At 35.1% G+C, this 18503-nt stretch carries 11 protein-coding genes and 3 pseudogenes; 6 read left to right on the top strand and 8 right to left on the bottom strand.

Going from position 1 to position 18503, the window contains the following annotated elements; all coding sequences use genetic code 11:
- Nucleotides 1-134: 134 nt before the first annotated feature.
- A complete protein-coding gene (locus MWH06_04395; protein ID UPA54562.1) occupies nucleotides 135-1124 on the bottom strand; it encodes a ribonucleotide-diphosphate reductase subunit beta in 990 nt (329 codons plus the stop codon).
- A gap of 166 nt (nucleotides 1125-1290) precedes the next feature.
- Between MWH06_04395 and MWH06_04390 the strand changes: the two genes are divergently transcribed.
- Nucleotides 1291-1593, top strand: coding sequence for an outer membrane protein assembly factor BamE (locus MWH06_04390; GenBank protein ID UPA54561.1), 303 nt, complete (start codon nucleotides 1291-1293; stop codon nucleotides 1591-1593).
- Nucleotides 1594-1697: 104 nt separating this feature from the next.
- Here MWH06_04390 and MWH06_04385 read toward each other — a convergent pair.
- Nucleotides 1698-2317 (bottom strand): annotated as a pseudogene (locus MWH06_04385) (hypothetical protein).
- Nucleotides 2318-2489: 172 nt separating this feature from the next.
- Between MWH06_04385 and MWH06_04380 the strand changes: the two are divergent.
- From MWH06_04380 to recO, 3 genes are all read left to right on the top strand, one after another.
- Nucleotides 2490-3212 carry a PDDEXK nuclease domain-containing protein gene (locus tag MWH06_04380; protein UPA54560.1) on the top strand — a complete coding sequence of 241 codons (723 nt, stop codon included), beginning with the start codon at nucleotides 2490-2492 and terminating at the stop codon, nucleotides 3210-3212.
- A 13-nt stretch (nucleotides 3213-3225) separates the two neighbouring features.
- Nucleotides 3226-3519, top strand: a complete 294-nt coding sequence (locus tag MWH06_04375) for a DUF1016 domain-containing protein (GenBank protein ID UPA55750.1) — start codon at nucleotides 3226-3228, stop codon at nucleotides 3517-3519.
- A 194-nt stretch (nucleotides 3520-3713) separates the two neighbouring features.
- A complete protein-coding gene (gene recO / locus MWH06_04370; protein UPA54559.1) occupies nucleotides 3714-4436 on the top strand; it encodes a DNA repair protein RecO in 723 nt (240 codons plus the stop codon).
- A gap of 136 nt (nucleotides 4437-4572) precedes the next feature.
- On the opposite strand, the gene MWH06_04365 is transcribed toward recO, so the two are convergent.
- The 6 genes and pseudogenes from MWH06_04365 to MWH06_04340 form a co-directional block, all read right to left on the bottom strand.
- Complete coding sequence (locus MWH06_04365) at nucleotides 4573-5955, bottom strand: PleD family two-component system response regulator (protein ID UPA54558.1); 1383 nt, start codon at nucleotides 5953-5955, stop codon at nucleotides 4573-4575.
- Nucleotides 5927-6106: a hypothetical protein gene (locus tag MWH06_04360; protein UPA54557.1), complete on the bottom strand. Its 180-nt coding sequence runs from the start codon at nucleotides 6104-6106 to the stop codon at nucleotides 5927-5929. Before MWH06_04360 ends, MWH06_04365 begins: the two co-directional genes overlap by 29 nt.
- Before the next feature lie 122 nt (nucleotides 6107-6228).
- A pseudogene (locus MWH06_04355) lies at nucleotides 6229-10943 on the bottom strand (NAD-glutamate dehydrogenase).
- Nucleotides 10944-10970: 27 nt separating this feature from the next.
- Nucleotides 10971-13646: an AAA family ATPase gene (locus tag MWH06_04350; protein ID UPA55749.1), complete on the bottom strand. Its 2676-nt coding sequence runs from the start codon at nucleotides 13644-13646 to the stop codon at nucleotides 10971-10973.
- Nucleotides 13647-13765: 119 nt separating this feature from the next.
- Nucleotides 13766-13921, bottom strand: a pseudogene (locus MWH06_04345) (transposase).
- A 294-nt stretch (nucleotides 13922-14215) separates the two neighbouring features.
- Nucleotides 14216-15841: a recombinase family protein gene (locus tag MWH06_04340; GenBank protein UPA54556.1), complete on the bottom strand. Its 1626-nt coding sequence runs from the start codon at nucleotides 15839-15841 to the stop codon at nucleotides 14216-14218.
- Between the two features lie 348 nt (nucleotides 15842-16189).
- On the opposite strand from MWH06_04340, the gene MWH06_04335 reads away from it, so the two are divergent.
- The gene (locus MWH06_04335) at nucleotides 16190-17386 is read left to right on the top strand and encodes a hypothetical protein (protein ID UPA54555.1); all 1197 of its coding nucleotides are present in this window, start codon (nucleotides 16190-16192) and stop codon (nucleotides 17384-17386) included.
- Nucleotides 17352-18464: a hypothetical protein gene (locus MWH06_04330; protein ID UPA54554.1), complete on the top strand. Its 1113-nt coding sequence runs from the start codon at nucleotides 17352-17354 to the stop codon at nucleotides 18462-18464. The genes MWH06_04335 and MWH06_04330 overlap by 35 nt, the downstream gene beginning before the upstream one ends.
- Nucleotides 18465-18503 lie beyond the last annotated feature (39 nt).

Genomic DNA, 18503 nt, shown 5'->3' with positions numbered 1-18503 from the left:
GGTCATAACTGCAAAGGCGCTCCCTGTACAACTATACTTGAAAACTACTAAAAACTTAAATTTGTGTGTTTCTTTCTGATTTGACAGATTTCGTCTGTTCGATGCTTGCATGACAAAGAAGAGTGAATTAGCACTCACCTATTATTCGTGTCGTTTTCAGTAAAAGCCTCCTCCCACGTGCCTTGAGTTGCTGCACGACTATACTCTGTTACTCTATTTTCAAAGAAATTCGTATGTTCAACGCCATTTAGTATTTCATCGAGCCATGGAATAGGATTATCATTGACATCATATATGGACTCAAGACCTAATTGCATTAACCGTCTGTTTGCTACGTAGCGTATGTAATTGCGCACTTCTTCTGCGGATAGTCCTTCAACATCTCCTAAATCAAAGGCAAGCTTTATGAATTCATCCTCAAGCTCAACAATAGTGCGGCATGCAGAATATAATTCCTCTTTAAATTCTTCGTCCCAAATTTCATTATTCTCTTTAATAAATGTATTAAATAACATAATAATTGAATTGGTGTGCAAAGTTTCATCACGGGCTGACCAGGCGATTATCTGCCCCATGCCTTTCATTTTTCCAAAGCGTTGGAAATTGAGCAAAATTGCAAACGATGCGAATAACTGCAACCCCTCGGTAAATGCACCAAACACTGCTAGAGTTTTAGCTACATGTTTTTTATCGTGTTTTTTGCTTTCCTCAAATTCTAGCATGTATTCATATTTCTTTCTCATAGCATCATACTTTAAAAATGCTTGATACTCGCTTTCTGGCATGCCAATTGTGTCTAAAAGATAAGAATAAGCTGCAATGTGTATGGTTTCCATATTGGAAAAACTTGCAAGCATCATGCATATTTCTGTTGGCTTAAATATATTTGAATAATGCCTCATGTAGCAGTTATTTACTTCAATGTCCGCTTGAGTAAAGAATCTAAAAATCTGAGTTAGTAGATTTTTCTCTACGTTTGAAAGTTTAGTTTTCCAATCCTTCACGTCATCAGCAAGCGGAACTTCCTCAGGTATCCAATGGATTCTTTGTTGCTGCAGCCACGCATCATACGCCCAAGGGTAATTAAAAGGTTTGTATATTGGATCTGCTTCTAACAATGACATAAGACACCTATTATTTTCTAAAGTAAATATTATATTAAGTGATATTGAGAATCAGTCAATTTAACTTTTTGAAATTTGACGGCAGGTAATTTATTAGTGTATTATAGCTTCAAGTAATTTATCAACAGAAATGCGAGTATTAATATCTTTTATTTTATTATTTACAGTGAGCTGCACACACACTATCCACAACCACGGAGCTCCTGGCATTAGTGTTGAATTGTGGAGCAAGATAAAAGCAGGTGACGATAAAGAAAAAGTGGTTCACACTTTAGGATCACCAATATTAGTATCAAAGTTCGATGACAATGTTTGGTACTATGTCTCATATAAAATTAAACAAGCTAACTTCTTAGGAAAAAGGAAGTATAGCAGTAAGTCTCTGCAAATTTCATTCGATCAGGACGGTAAAGTTGCAGATACAAAAGAAACTGACATCTTAGAGAGATCTTTGGCTGTTCCCGATTGAAAGTTTGCTCAGATCTTCCTACGTCATACCGCCGCGGTATCTCAGAATAGATTCCGCTAACAAGCAGTGGAATGACGGCTTATTAAATTATAGAATTACTTTAGCTATAGAATAAAGTCTAGTGTTACTTCACGCCAAATGTGGTGGTGCTGAGTAGGCAAGCCAGTCAATGGGCTACATTTATATACTGCACGCATTGCATTATCTGCTATCGACCTGAAAAGTGGATTATTTCGATAGGAATCACTGTCTGCTACATCGGCCATAATTATCTCGCCTTGACTGGATAATAATAAGTTAATTTTTATATTGAAATTTTCTTTGTAAGCTATGCTTTCAGGAATGCTCCAGCACTTTGTAAGTTTATCTCTTATAGAGTTAATAATTTCTGTTACAACTAATTCATCCTTTTTATTCTCAACGCTTTTTTCGTTTCCTATTTCATTTTTTGCCTCTCTAACATCCCTTCTTAGTTTCTTCCCTACACTTTTTTTCTTTTTGGAACCGGAATGAATTCTTTACCCTCGTTAATAATGACTTCTTCTTGCATTTCGATAATTTGTCTTGGTTGTGCTACAACAGTGTGCTCAACTGTTTCTTTTTTCCTTTGTGGTATAGGAACAACGGACGTATCATTCGTTTGGGCTTTTGTTGAAGGTAACGAAAAAAGCAGAAAACAACATAAAGATAAAAAAAGAATGTAATTAGAATAGAAAAAACGCATATGTTAAGCAGCTTGTTTTACTGGTTTAAAGCTAATATTGCACATAAAGTCAATATATTTTAGTTGATGGACGAGTTTGAAGTAAATAAGGAATCCCTTCAAAGTTGCAGGCAAGCGAAAGATTGTCTTCTCGACAGACAAAGGAATTGTATAATGGATTAAAAGGAACCGTATGACAAAAATTATAGCAAAAGAATATACAGAATTTTTAGAGCAGTTGAAAGATCGTATTGCAACAAACCGTTATAAGGCAGCAAGAACAGTAAATAAAGAACTGCTACTGCTTTATCATTATATTGGAACGCGGATTCTAGAAAAACAAAAGAGTCAGGGTTGGGGAGCTAAAGTAATTGAGCAGTTAAGTAGAGACTTAAAGGCTGAATTCCCGGAAATGAAAGGATTTGGTATTGCTAACTTGCATAATATGAGGCGTTTTGCGGAGATTTATCCTAATCCTGAATTTCTCCAGCAAGTTGCTGGAATATTACCATGGTATCATCATGTTGTTTTAATGGAACGAGTAAAAGATCACGAAGCAAGGCTATTTTATGTAAGAAATGCTTCAGAGTATGGTTGGTCACGCGCTATAATGATACATCAAATAGAACTTGGCCTTCATAAACGGCAAGGTAAAGCAATTACAAATTTTAAAGAAAAACTGCCTTATCCAACATCAGATCTAGCAAATCAAACTCTTAAGGATCCATATATTTTTGATTTTTTAAGTATAGGCAAAGACGCTCATGAGAGAGAAATAGAAAAAGGGTTAGTGGCACATATTGAGAAATTCCTACTGGAACTCGGCGCTGGTTTTTCTTTTGTTGGGCGCCAATACCATTTAACAGTTAGACAAAAATTACTACTTAGATCTCCTATTTTATCACTTAAAGCTTAGGTGTTTTGTAGTAATAGAAATTAAAGCAGTTGAGTTTGAACCAGAACATTCTGGAAAGATGAATTTTTACTTATCAATGGTTGATGACTTGCTAAAACATTCAACAGATAACCCTTCAATAGGATTAATTTTATGCAAATCTAAAGATAATGTACTTGCTGAATATGCACTCCGAGACATGACCAAACCAATAGGTCTTGCAGAATATCAAATCACTGAGAATCTACCAGAAAACATAAAAACAGCTCTGCCAACAATAGAAGAATTAGAAGCTGAATTATCGAAAGTTTCAGATAAGGAAAAGTAATGCTACTAAAATCATTCAAACAATTATTTAGCAAACCAAAAGCTCAGCATGGAGGCTCAGGAAGAAGAGTGGCAGCCAATAACTTACTCTCTCATAGCCTTGAAACTTTGGAATAGTAACGGAGTAAGTGATTTTTATGGATTACAAGCTCTAGGTGTACTATCCTATAATATCATACGGTCAATATACTCTAAATGAGATGGAAAGATGAAGGCATCATTATAGCTGCTAAAAAATACGGCGATAAAAACTTAATTCTCTCTCTGTTTACAAAAAATCATGGAAAGCGCAGGGGATTAACTAAGCTAACAAACAATAGCAATTATAAGTTTCAGATAAGTAATCTATTACATGCAGAATGGAGTGCTAAGTTACCTGAAAATCTAGGTTTTTTTAAGTGCGAATTAATCGAATCTCCATTCCATCATTTCTTTCAAGATAGGTTAAAAAGCATTACTATTGTTTCTTTCTCCTCTATTTTAGAAAAAGTGCTTCCAGAAAGTGAACCCTGTGCCATGCTGTATGACAATTTTCGATATTTCATCGATGTAATTAAACACAACAATCAGTCTTGGCAAAGCCATTATCTTAACTTAGAGCTTCTGCTTCTTACGCAATTGGGATTCAAGTTAGACTTATCCAAATGCGCTGTAACAGGTGTTAAGGAAAATCTGCAATTTATTTCTCCAAAAACTGGTAGAGCAGTGTCAAAAAAAGCAGGAGATTATTATGCAGATAAACTCCTACCTTTTCCACAAATGTTGCATGATGTATACAATAATAACCTACAAAACAGCTACTCATTCCAAGAATTTCAGTTAGGACTGAAAGTCACAGGATATTTTTTAAATAAGTATATATTTTTGCAGTTAAACATGAAATTTCCAGAGCTGAGAAACCTCATGTTGTCGCTTTAACCTTAGTTATCATTTTTTTGAAATCATTTCAGAAATCTATAGCTAACCCAAGCAACACGTCATACCGCGATTCATTCGCGTTATAGATTCCGCTAACGAGTAGCGGAATGACGGTTGTCGGTAAACTTAAGCCACTTTAGCTATAGCCAGTAACCACTCTATTTCTACCACTGTTTTTTGCCTTATATAAATATTTGTCAGCACGTACTATAAATTTTTTAATATCGTCAAGGTCAGATCCTTGCATTTCTGCAATTCCAATGCTCACAGTTATGTTATGGGTTGCATTTTTGTCCGCAAGTATAAAAGGTTCTTTAGCAATAAATTTTCGTATTCTCTCCGCAATAGTATACGCATCTGATACATTGGTATCTGGCATTACAACAACAAACTCCTCACCACCAAACCTAGCTAGTAAATCTGTCACTCTGATATTTTCAGAAATTCTTTTCTGTACTTGCTTTAAAAGTTCATCTCCAGCACTATGCCCAAAACTGTCATTCACCATCTTAAAATAGTCTATATCAAGTATCATAAGAGACAACCTTCTATCCTTTTCCACAGAGTCCTTAACAATGTTTCTTAAGTGTGCATCAAAATATCTTCTATTATAACAGTTAGTTAATGGGTCCTTTATAGACATTTCCGCATTATTAAATAAATTCATTCTCAAGGCATCTTGATATCTTTTGCGTTTTACTTGCGAATTAACCCTTGCTATTAACTCACCCTCATCCAAAGGTACTGTTAAATAATCATTAGCACCTACATCAAGTGCTTTTACTAAATTGTTTTTATCATAATCCTCAGAAAGAATCAGAATTGGTGTATAGCGTGTTTCTACTTTACTACGAAACTCAGAACACAAACGCAGGCCATCAGTTTTTGAAAACTGCATATCAGAAATGATCAGGTCGTAATTATTCTTAATACCAACCTTTAATGTCTCCACTGGATCACTCAGTATTTTAATTGACCTAAAGCGGTGCTTCAGTACATTATATATCTGCTCTGCTTGAAAGACATCTTCATCTACAACAAGTATGTTAGCATCAAAAATCTGATTAGAATAATCCATAATACTGTTTCCTGCTACTCCGCCAATCTCAGCGTTGGTTTCTCCTCTTAAACGCAATTCATCTATAATCATTTTTAAGCGCGTGAGAGACTTGATCCTTGCAGATAAAGCAGTTTCGTCTATTGGTTTAGTCAGAAAATCATCTGCACCAGCATTAATGCCCTGTACTCTATCATGAGCGTCATGCAGCGCAGTTACCATAATTATTGGAATATGAGTTGTCAAGGGATCATTCTTTAGCTCCTTACAAACTTCAAAGCCATTCATTTTTGGCATCATAATATCGAGTAATATAATATCGGGCTGCTGTTTTGCTACTAAATCCATGGCTTCCTCACCATCATAGGCCACGATAACCGTATAGTACTCTGCTTTTAGTCGAGCTTCTAAAAGCTTAACATTACATAGTACATCATCTACTACTAGGATCTTTGCTGTCATTATCTTTGGATGTATTATCTATATCGTAAGTAGGATAAAGCTTACCATTTTTACCAACTATGTAATTTACTTTCTCAGTATTACACTCTTTGTATAAGTCTTCAATCCCTGCGTCTTTCAATAACCTCCTAACTTTTGATTTTATAATCATAAGATACTTATATGTATTCCTAATAAGATCAATAAATACAGGCACCTTATTTCTATCAAGAACAATTATGCTCACTAAAGCAACGACCAAAATTTCTGAAAGACCTATATTAAACATTTTTCCTATGAAGCAAGTACTTTAATCCTCCTGATTATAAATATTAATTTGCTTAAATCAAGTTTGGAAGCAACCATCTCATCTAAAAAACTATTATAACGTTCTATGTAGTCCTTATCATTACAAGCCCAGATTTGAACCTTATCTTTGGGGTTATCAGTAGCTTTTATGACTTCAACAGCTAGCTTGTGATGGTAATTGCTTAAATCGTCCAATAAATCATTAACTAAGCTGCGATCCCAATAAGAAGAGCGGCTTTTCATCTTGATGGCAATTGCTCTAATCAGATCGAATCTTAACAGCGACTTTAACTCAAAGTATATTTTACCAGCATCAAGAATGGACAAAGATGTCTGTTCAGCAACAGATATAATGTCCAGTGCATAAGCAAGAACGCATAGATCAGCAACTTTTTTTGCTAGATCTTTATTTATATTAAGTTCTACTAAAGAAGTTGATTCATGGCTATAGACCTTTAATAGGTGTTCATCTAAAACATCAGTTAAGTTCTGGCCTAAAGTTTCAATTGCGTCTTTAAATTTTGTAACATCATCCAACTCTACAAAGCTAAGCTTGCCAAGATTTTTCACTAACCAAAACGATACTCTGCCAATAAATTTCTGCACGTTCCTCACTATTTGTAAGTATGAGTTAACATCAATTTTTCCATCCAATTCATCAATTTTCTGCCACAGGCTGTTTAAATCATACAGGTGGTTAACAACAATATATATGTTAACCGCTTCTTGTACCTTAATTCCAGTGTTCTCAGCCAAATTATTGATGAATATACAGCCCATTCTATTCACTACATCATTTGCAATGCAAGTAGAGATAATTTCTCTACGAAGTTGGTGTTTTGATATGAAATCCTTAAACTTTGTTATCATCTTTTTAGGAAAATAACCTAGCAAGTAGTCATTAGATATAAGATCTTTTTCAGGCAGATCGGAATGTATAATTTCATTTTTTATTGCTGTTCTAGCATAAGACATTAGAATAGAAAGCTGAGGAGAACTGAAACCTTCTGCACCAGTTAACATCCTTGCTATCTCTTCTTCAGTTGGAAGAAATTCTACGCTTCGATTTAACAGCCCAGATTTTTCTAAACTGAGCAGTAACCTGTGGTGCTGCTCCAATCTCTCTTTAGCTTGCAAACACTCAAGAAGTAATGCTTTTGTTTCAATTCTGTTGTGGTTCTCAAGCACTTTGGATGCAACTTCGTCCACCATACTTGCCAGTATTTCATTCCTTTTTTCTAAAGAAACACCCCCTGCTTTCATAGCTGAAACAAATGCAATCTTGATGTTAACTTCAAGGTCCGAACATATCACTCCGGCTGAATTATCAACAAAATCTGCATTGATATATCCACCTCTTTCAGCATATTCTATTCTTCCAAGCTGTGTGCATCCCAAATTTCCGCCTTCTATAAACATAGAAGCTCTAATATCTTTACCATTTACTCTTAACTCATCGTTTGCTTTGTCACCGACCATGCTATGATTTTCACTCTTTGCCTTAACAAACGTGCCAATTCCTCCATTCCATATGAAGTCCACTTCTGCTTTGAGTAGATATCTAATCAAATCACTTGGAGGTAGCATATCTTCTTTTATATCAAAGCGTTTTTTTATTTCTTGAGAAATGTTTATTTGCTTGCTGCTACGCTCAAATACTCCTCCACCCTTAGAAATCAAATCTTTGTTATAATCCATCCAAGTTGAAAATGGTAACTCAAAAAGGCGTTTACGCTCTGTGAAACTCTTTTCTGCACTAGGATTTGGATCAATAAAAATATGCATATGGTTAAATGCGCCGATTAAATGTATATTTTTTGAAAGCAGCATACCATTTCCAAATAAGTCGCCAGCCATATCTCCAATTCCAACAACAGTTGCATCTTGGTAAATATCCTTATTCATTTTCCAAAAATGCCTCTGCGCTGCAATCCATGCACCTCTGGCTGTAATACCCATTTTTTTGTGATCATAACCTGCTGATCCACCAGATGCAAATGCATCGCCAAGCCAAAAATTGTATTCAGAGGCTATTTGGTTGGCATAATCAGAAAATGAAGCAGTGCCTTTATCAGCAGCAACCACGAGATATGGATCATCCTCATCATACCTAATCACATTCTCTGATGGAATTATTTTGCCATTAACTACATTATCAGTAATGTCAAGCATTCCCCTGATAAAACTCTTATAGCATTCAACACCTTTCTCTCTTAAAATATCTTTGTCTTTATAAACTTGCTTAATTACAAACCCACCCTTTGCGCCAACAGGTACAATAACCGCATTTTTTGTCATCTGAGCTTTCATGAGCCCCAAAACTTCAGTGCGAAAATCTTCCGTCCTATCCGACCACCTTAAGCCACCACGGGCCAATTCCCCTCCTCTTAGATGTATTCCCTCAAAAAGATTTGAATAAATATACAATTCACGATATGGACGAGGATCAGGCAAACCATTTATTTTATTTGAGTCAAATTTTGTAGATAAATATGGTTTATCGTCTTGATAATAACTGGTCCTTAAAATAGCCATTATCAAGTTAAATATCGAGCGCAAAACGTAATCATGTGAAACATTGCTGATCTCTTTTAGAAGTTCCTCAATCTTTTCTATGAAAATGTCCGTGGTTTCTGCTCTATCAATGTCTATGCTAGGATCAAATCTTGCATGAAATAGTTGTATCAAATACTTTACTATTTTTGGATACTCTGAGACTACCTTTTGGATATATTCTGGATTGTAGTTAAATGACGTCTGCTTTAGGTAAGCACTTAACGCTCTAACCAGAAGCACTTCTTTCCACTCCAGTCCAGCAATAATGACCAAACTATTGAAATAATCATTTTTAATTTCCTTTCTAAACACTTTCGCAAGTGTTATTTCAAATTGCTCTTTTAGAGTAATGTTGTCTATTAATTCATCAACTCTTGACAACACAAAATGGTGTATCCATATTCCGCCGTTAATTTCTATGTAATAGCCATTATGAGATAGAATCTTAGCTCCCAAATTCTTAGTAATTCTTAATATCTTCGATAATTCAAGACCTCCATTGCTCGAAGTGTAAACCTTTAATTGATAATTAAGATTGTCACGAGTAAGTCTTAAATCGACCTCGCTAACTCTTTTTTTCCTCACTATCTCCAATTTTTTCATATCGTAATATGCGTCATGAGGTTCGAAACTCTCTTGATAGCTTATCGGAAATGCCTTGCAATAACGGATGAATATATCCTCAACAGTACTAAAAGTATTATATAAATTGTCTATAAAACGATCTTCCCACTTTTCCGTAATGTTCCTTAATTTGTTTTCGATACGCAAAACTTCATCATCAAGAACGCTAGCATTTTTGGTCTTTAGCACTACATGCAATTTCATCAAATCATATTCATTGATAATGTGATTGTTATAAATATCTGAACTCTCTGCACTTGTCTCATCCTTCAATATATCACGTATCTTGAACATTAGCCTAGCGCTAGCATAACGCATCGGTATCAGCACTATGCAACTAATAAAATCCCCTCCTCTTCTTAAAAATAACCTGACCCTTGGTCTAATCGCAAGAGACATGATCGAAATGCAAATTTTAAATAATTCGTCTTCATTTGATTGGAATAATTCATCACAAGAGAATGTTTGTAAAATAGAAATCAAAGCCTTGTTATTGTGACCCCCGGTTACAAACCCTGCATTTTTTTCTATAATTTTAACTTTATCTCTTATTATTGGAATAGTTCGAATATCTTGGACTTCCGCTACAGAAGTAAATAAACCAAAAAAACGCCGTTCCCTTACCACATTACCCTGGTTATTAAATTCTTTTACTCCTATACAATTCATGTATGTACGCCGATGGACTATTGAAACTAGATCTGACCTAAATATATACAAAGAACCTAGATCCTCAGATGAGATCGATGCATTTTGATACTCTTCACTTGCTCTCATCAAACCAAGATTTTCCTTGCTAGTAGCAAGGAATTTTTCATCCTGATTTGCGGTGCATTCTTGATAACCCAGAAATACAAAATTATTGTTTTTTAGCCAATCTAAGAAATCCTTTCCTGGTGTCACTCCAGCATCAGGCGCTGGCTGCTCGATGGCAAAAAGAAGACTTTTTGCTTCATCAAGTTTCTTGAGCATTAAGTGCCAATCTTTCACAACGCAATTAACTGCTTTCAGCGTTTTTTGTAGAGATTCTTTTAATATATCAACAAAACTGTCACTTATACCTTTGATAATTACATATATAACTGACTCTTTGGCTCCATTGCTTTCTTCCAAAGAGTAAATCTCGTCTATGAGCCATCTTTTCTTTTAATGTTAATTATGCTGTTGCTGTAATAGCATATGGTTAAATTGTGCGATTTAATAGTTGCAATAACAGAATCAACCAAAAATGACATATCATCGCTTGTTATCTTAATCGCGGTAAAATCGCCTTCTATTCCTGGTATATCATCTATATTGCTTACTACTAACTTACTTTCATCTTTCTCTTTTTGAGAAACAAAATTGTAAGCATCGTTTACAATATATAGCAAAAACTTATCGTTGGCTTTCAGGTCGCTTTTATAAACAAAACTATAAAAATACTTAATAAATTTTTTAATTTTTTCTTTATCTTGTTGATTTTCTTGATCAGCTAACTTAAATAAAGACTCAGTGTCAACATTATGATCTATACACATTTTTTCTAACAAAAATACACAGTGAACTTAAACCTTCTTAACTAAGATTTCATTATCAAGAGCGTACACTATTAGCTCATCATTTTCTACTACTTCCCCTGATAAAACTAATTTAGCTAAATTATTTTGAATACACTCTTGTATAACCCTTTTTAGGGGCCTTGCTCCATATTCAGGGTAATAGCCAGTTTGTGCTATTAGTTCTTTAGCTTCCTGTGACAAACTTATACTCAGTTTACGCTTAGCAAGTGTTTTTTGTAAATAAGAAAATTGAACATCTATAATTTTATAGATGTCATCTCTGGTTAAACTGTGGAATATAATAATTTCATCCAGCCTGTTTAAAAATTCTGGACGAAATGCTAATTTAACTATTTGCATCACTTCGCTTTTTACAGAGTTAGCAACTCCTCCTTCCGATGTCATTCCAGTGCGTGACGCTGGAATCCACTTTTTTTCCTGGATCCCAGTGTCAAGCACTGGGATGACAGAGGGCTTTTCAAGAGAGCCATTTTCTTTTGCTCCTTTAAGCATTCTCTCAGCGCCAAGGTTAGAAGTTAAAATCAGTATGGTATTGCGAAAATCAATTAATTTGCCATGACTATCAGTGAGTCTACCCTCATCCAAGATTTGCAGCAATAGATTAAATATATCCGGATTTGCCTTCTCTATTTCATCAAACAGAATAACCTGATATGGCCTTCTTCTTACTGCTTCGGTTAATCTGCCACCCTGCTCATAGCCAACATACCCTGGAGGCGCGCCAATTAGCTTTGAAACAGAATGTTTTTCCATATATTCTGACATATCAAAACGCAAAAGCGCTGATTGATCGTCAAACAGAAATTCAGCAAGGGCTTTTGCCAGTTCCGTTTTACCAACCCCGGTTGGGCCTAAGAATAAAAATGAACCGAAAGGTCGATTAGTATCTTGCACACCAGAGCGAGAGCGCCTAACCGCATTACTTATTGCTTCTATCGCGCCTTTTTGCCCTATTACTCTTTTTCCTATTTCATTCTCCATGTTAAGAAGTTTTTCCTTTTCGCTGTGCATCATGTTATCAACTGGAATTCCTGTCCACTTTGAAACAATGTTTGCAATATCATCTCCAGTCACTTCTTTCTTTAAGAAACTATCAGTAACCTTTTCCTGATTTTTTAATTCATTCTCAAGCTGAGGAATCACACCATACATCAGCTCTCCTGCTCTTCCCAAATTCCCACTACGCTGAACTAATTCCAACTCTTTTCTAGCGTTATCTAATTTTTCGGCTGTTTCTTGTATTCTAGCTATTTTATTCTTTTCCATCTGCCATTTGCTGTTCAAGTCAGCAAATTTACTGTTTAGGTTTTCGATCTCTTCATTTATCTTTTTTAAACGCTGTTTAGAATTTTCATCACTTTCTTTTTTTAAAGCCTCTGCTTCAATCTTTAGCTGTATAACCTTTCTCTCAAGTTCATCAATAACTTCAGGCTTGCTATCCATTTCAATTCTCACCCTGCTTGCTGCTTCATCAATCAAATCAATTGCTTTATCAGGTAAAAACCTATCTGTTATATATCTATTGGACAACGTTGCAGCAGCAATTATTGCACCATCTGCAATTCTTATACCATGATGCACCTCATATCTTTCCTTCAAACCCCTCAGTATTGAAATGGTATCAGTTTCAGTTGGTTGAGAGATAAACACAGGCTGAAAACGCCTTGCAAGTGCAGGATCTTTTTCTATATGTTCACGATATTCATCTAAAGTTGTGGCTCCTATACAGCGAATTTCTCCACGCGCAAGAGCAGGCTTCAGCAGATTTGAAGCATCCATTGCACCGCTTGTTGCTCCTGCTCCAACTAAAGTATGAAGCTCATCTATAAACAAAATAACTTTTCCCTCTGCTTTTGAAACATCATTGATTACCGCTTTTAGTCTTTCTTCAAATTCTCCTCTAAATTTTGTTCCAGCAATTAATGCGCCAAGATCGAGGGCCAAAACCTTTGCATCACGCAAACCAAGTGGCACATCGTTTGCAACAATTCTGTTTGCAAGCCCCTCGACTATTGCAGTTTTTCCAACACCAGGCTCACCTATCAGCACTGGATTATTTTTTGTCCGCCTCAGTGATACCTGCATAGTCCTTCTGATCTCTTCATCACGACCAATTACAGGATCAAGCTTGCCTTGCATAGCAAGCTCTGTAACATCTTTTGTATATTTCTTTGCCGCGTTTAATTTTTCCTCACTGTTTGGCGAGTCCGCACTGCTGCCTTTTCTCATTTCTGCAATAACTGAGTTCAGTTTTTGTGGAGTCACACCACTCTCTGCCAGAATTTTGCCTACAGTATCATCTTTTTGTGCAGTGAGGCCCTGCAGTAAACGCTCAACGGCAACAAACGAATCTTTATTCCTCCGAGCAATACCAATTGAATCTTCAAAAACTTTTGCTATTTCTCTTGAAAGTTGAAGGCCACCACTTCCTGGCCCTTCAATTACTGGCAACTTTTTTATTGCGTTATCTACAGCATCAGAAATACTTTGCACATTTCCACCACAAGCGTTTATCAAATCCTGAACTAAACCTAATTCATCCTCAAGCATTACTTTTAGTAAATGCTCAGGCATAAAAATCTGATGCCCAGCTCCCAACGCTTTCATCTGAGCACTTTGAATTAGACTTTTTGCTTTTTCAGTAAATTTATTTAAGTCCATAACACCAGTTAAATCCGTATTTGCTGATGTATATAACAACTGATTTCATAAATTTAAACCTAAAGTTGTTTATTGTTAGGTATGGTCTGCAAAAATTTAAAACTTTCTTAAGAACCTGTTTAAAATCTTCGTAATAGGAGAGAAATGAAGGAAAGGACAATCATTTGCAAGTTGGTATTGAGTTTACGTTCGCAATTTTTCCACAACCGCCTACACTTTTCCAACCAAGCAAAAGAGCGCTCAACGACCCATCTCTTTGGCAATACAACAAAGGTCACTGGGATCCAGAAAAGTTTGCTTGTAAACAAGCAAACTAGCTGATCTTATACTAAATGAACGTTTTTGATGAGGTTGCATAGAAGCTGGGTTCCAGACTGGAATGACAGCAGTCCTACGTCATACTGCCGCAGACCGTCAACCATCACGGTATCTCTAGATCCCGCTAACACGTAGCGGGATGACGATTGTCAGGCTAGTACCTTTTTTTGTCATCCCAGTGCTTGACACTGGGATCCAGGAAAAAGAATGGTGTCATGCAAGTAGCTGACACTGGTTCCTTTATGACGGTGTCATCCGAGTAGCCCCTTTTTTGTCATCCCAGTGTCTGTACTCCTAGTACAACATTGCATAATTCTATTATGGCCATTTTGATCAAAATTTGCAAGACTTTTTATGCGAAATACTATATACAAGTGATTGTGATTGATTTCAATTTGATGAATTAACATTCTAATAATATTTTGCTTAGTCTGCCAATCTACTAGATCAAGTTTTGACTCAACACTTGAAGAAAAGTTTTTCAAGTTACCTGTAACAAGGCTCAATTCTTGTTGTAACTTCTTTTGATTGAGTGTTCTTTCTTTCTCTTCTTCAATTTCTTTCAAATGCTGTTTCATTGTTGTAATTCTTGGTTCAAATTCTTCTTGACTTATAAACCCTTTGGCATAGCTATCAATAAATTTTTTGATACTTAATCTTAACTTACTTTCTTGCTTTTCACGTGTTTGATTATGTAGAGGTTTTTTGTTCTCTGACAATCTACGTTGATATTCATTTGCAATCCTATCTGGCTCTTTTAATATACTCTTAACTTCTTCCCATATAACTGTATCAAGTACATCAGTACGTATTGCTTTATTGTCACATACTCTGTTACCATTAAACCTGCAGCCAGAGCAACGGTAGTAAGAATACCGCTTATTTCTACTATATGCACCACAATAAGTATATTGGCAACGCTGACATACTGTTAAACTTCGCAACAAAAACGTTTCTTTTCTTTCACGTGCTCTTGCCCTTTGTCTATTTTCAGTTAGCTGTACTTGCACTGAATCAAATAAATTATCATTGATTATTTTTGGCACTGGAACATAAATCCAGTTCTCTTTATCATTACTAAAATGACCATTTTTTAGTTTACCACAAGTTCCTTTTTTGGATTTCCTTACTTGTGGCTTTGAGCATGCCTTAGTTTTACCATAAGCTGCTCGTCCTATATAAGCAGGATTTCTTAACATTTTCCAGATAGTACTTCTTTTCCAATATTCTTTTCCTGTTTGTGTTATTACTGGTATCTCGTTAAGTCTACGTATAACTTCATTGATGCTCATTCTTTCTTGACCAACCCAATTAAATATTTTGTACACTACATCTGCTTCTTCTTGATTAACCTCAAACTGAGCACTTCCTTCACCTACATGTTTTGCTATGTAGCGATAACCATAAGGTGCATTACTCATTACACTTATACGGCCAGTTTTAGCTGCGTGAAGTTTTCCCCTACGATTACGTTCCATAATTTTTGCACGTTCATACTCTGCTACTAATCCTTGAATCCCTAAAAACATATTGGATTCTGGATTATCCTCAAATTTATGATTTAAGAAAATAACCTCTGAGCCTGCTTTTCTAAACTCTTCGAGTAAGAGCGCTTGGTATGCAGATTTTCGTGATAGCCGATCAGGTGAATGAATGTATATCTTATCAATCTTACCTTCTGCTACTCTATCACGTAAACTCTCTAAACCAGGACGTTCTAAGTTTGATCCACTGTAGCCATTATCAACAAACCTGTGCTCATCTAATAACTCATATCCATCACTACCAATGCGACGCTCCAATTCTACAATCTGACTCTCTATCGTATTCTCCTGGGCCTGTTGTCTTGATGAAACTCTTGCATACAAGCTTACCATTGTCATCTTTTTCTACCTCCTTTGTTTTATATTTCAACAATTGTTCATAAGCATCTGCCAAATATGTACCTGCCAACCGACTAGGCTCATAACGGCAATAAATAGTTAAATCCCCTTTTTGCATGTTTTTCTTCCTGTGAATTTTCTTATAGGTTAGGAGAATTCTTATCACTAGCTAAAAGAAAACGTTTACCATTTTAAACTAAACCAATGAATACCTTATTCAAGGTAGCTGTTTAGCTCACACAAATTCTCCCTAATTAAATATACAAGATTTGAAGAAATTATGTCCAAAAAATCTTTGCTTGAATTGTCATATTATGTATAATATAGCTTATTTTATGTAATATGAATGTTCATCCAAGCCATGAATTTTGGGAAAGCGATTTAGAAGTTCCTGTTAATCTTTTATTAGATCGTTTTCAGGATTCTAATATACGTCAATCTTGGTTAGATTCCCTTTCTGGTAAACAACTAAGCATTATTTTTCAGCATTGCTTTAAAAATCATTTAAATGGACAACTTTTTCAAGACGGAGACTACGATGATAGATCCACTCAACAAAAACGTAAGATACTTGCCAGTTACTCTGACTCTCTTTTTAACTATTATCTCATTAGCTACTTTGATCGTACAAAACTTGAGGCTACAGTTAGTGAAGTAGCAAGATTTGCCCTTACTCAAGAGTTAATGAGATCATACCTGATAAAAAATAACACTAAGTATGATAAAAGATCCTTATTATTTTTACTATTTCACATAAATTGCAAACTTCTAAAATCTGTCTATCACTTTGATAAAGTACAAAAGAAAGGTTTCGTATCGTTTGCTCTACAGAAATCACCAAGACAAATAAATACTTCATTTAAGGAATTTATGTCACAAGAAGCCGTAGAGCAGATACTCAAGGATGATGACCAGTTGCAGGGTTTTTTCCATCATCAAGATCGAATATATATGTTTGTACGTCGAGGAAGTGACATGGATTTACTGCTTAATTCAAACAAAGTTGTTCATGGTCATAAACCTGAGTGGATGATTTTAGATTTTTCGCTTGATGGTACAAAGGTTAATCTCTGTGCTAAAAATACTAATAAAGCTGTGGAAATAGCAAATAGCATTGTAAGTTGCTATTTCGACTGCGAATGTACTTTTGTAAATATACAAGATAAGAACTTTCCACTACAAGTGCACAAATTTCTTCAAGCATGTATAGAGGGTTCTGATCCTAATATTTGTATATTTGAGTTAAATTTTAAGTCAGATTATTTTAAAAATAGTAATACACATCTTACTTTAAGTGTAAAGCCGTACGATCCTATTGCACCAGAGTTACATATTTTAAAACCATCTATTGGCAACATACTACAATCTATTCAATCAGCTAAAGTAATGTTTCAAAGCAAAAAGGTAACATTTTCTTTCAAAGCAAGTGGGGAAATTTATTACTCAGAGCATCCACTCAATAAAAAAGAAAGAGAGTACCTGAAGAAACATATGGAACAATCTTATGGTCTTAAAATCCTTTCACGAGCAAATTGCTGATCTTTTAAGTTCAAATAGTTCCTGGATTAATCCAAGCCAAAATCATATTAAAGCAGCAAGATACTTATTCGATCTTGGATTGATAAAAATGCAAGAAAGGTATTATATTGTTTGCTCTCGTGAAGAAGATCATCTTGATTGGCCAAATGTAATTGATCCAAGTTGTAGCAATGAGATTTTTATCGATCCAGACTTTGATGAAGCATGTGATGACGCTATTTGTGAAAACTGCTCTCGTCATATTTTGCCTAATACTTATCAAAAACAGAGATTTCATCTTTTATCGATATATTTAAATACAGAGAGAATCTTAGACTGGTTTGAAACAAAGTTGAATGATTCAAAACTTATGTGGGAAAAAGTGGAAAAAGGAGTTTATTATATTTGTAATCAAGGTCGTATTGTAAACCTAATAATCCTTGATTTTTGTACTGATGCGATATTTTTAACTATAGATAAACTTAGAGTCCACCCTACAGTTCTCATCACTCTAAAAAAAGATATACCAAATCTATTACTGAATCTATATGTAGTGCCAATGGTGAAACTATTTTGTCAGCTTAAGACTGTAACTGAGATATTCCAAGAGGCAGCTAAAAAAGGAGTACCAGAGGTAGTAGAAAATACTTCTTTGCAAGTTTTACCAGCTTCATATATTTCGCTTAAGCGTGTTGAACCAATTATACCAACAAAGCTTTTGGAGTTACAGGTAGTTAAAGGTATGGTATACGTTAATAGCGTTGAAGTTATAAATAAAAAAGCTGTGTCATGTCTTAATATTTTTCGAATATTGTTCAGGCAATTTTTACATGACTGCGAGAAAGAGCTGCCACCTGAAAAACATACGCTTCTCAACATTAATCAGTTAGAAAAATATTTAGGACTTAGTTTAGAAGCAGACTTAGAACAACAAATCAGAAAACCATTAAATAAAATGCAAAGAACAATCAAAGCTATACTTGCTGAGAAATTAGGATTAAGTATTGAACGCGATGATGTAATACAAACCCTTGGTTGGCAAAGATCATCACATGGTTATCGCATTAATCCTTTTACTTTGACTATAAAAAAATACTAAGGATTCTCTTATGTAGCACAATTTATAATTATAATATAC

This window comes from Wolbachia pipientis (assembly GCA_023052945.1).
Taxonomy (GTDB): Bacteria; Pseudomonadota; Alphaproteobacteria; order Rickettsiales; family Anaplasmataceae; genus Wolbachia.
This window is presented reverse-complemented; position numbering and strand designations above follow the sequence as displayed.

Bases quoted from the DNA above. Each gene is read 5' to 3' on its own strand.
- MWH06_04350 (UPA55749.1), bottom strand. From the start codon at position 13,646: ATGGACTTAAATAAATTTACTGAAAAAGCAAAAAGTCTAATTCAAAGT.
- MWH06_04340 (UPA54556.1), bottom strand. From the start codon at position 15,841: ATGGTAAGCTTGTATGCAAGAGTTTCATCAAGACAACAGGCCCAGGAG.
- MWH06_04335 (UPA54555.1), top strand. From the start codon at position 16,190: ATGAATGTTCATCCAAGCCATGAATTTTGGGAAAGCGATTTAGAAGTT.
- MWH06_04380 (UPA54560.1), top strand. From the start codon at position 2,490: ATGACAAAAATTATAGCAAAAGAATATACAGAATTTTTAGAGCAGTTG.
- MWH06_04365 (UPA54558.1), bottom strand. From the start codon at position 5,955: ATGACAGCAAAGATCCTAGTAGTAGATGATGTACTATGTAATGTTAAG.
- MWH06_04360 (UPA54557.1), bottom strand. From the start codon at position 6,106: ATGATTATAAAATCAAAAGTTAGGAGGTTATTGAAAGACGCAGGGATT.
- recO (UPA54559.1), top strand. From the start codon at position 3,714: ATGAGATGGAAAGATGAAGGCATCATTATAGCTGCTAAAAAATACGGC.
- MWH06_04330 (UPA54554.1), top strand. From the start codon at position 17,352: ATGGTCTTAAAATCCTTTCACGAGCAAATTGCTGATCTTTTAAGTTCA.
- MWH06_04395 (UPA54562.1), bottom strand. From the start codon at position 1,124: ATGTCATTGTTAGAAGCAGATCCAATATACAAACCTTTTAATTACCCT.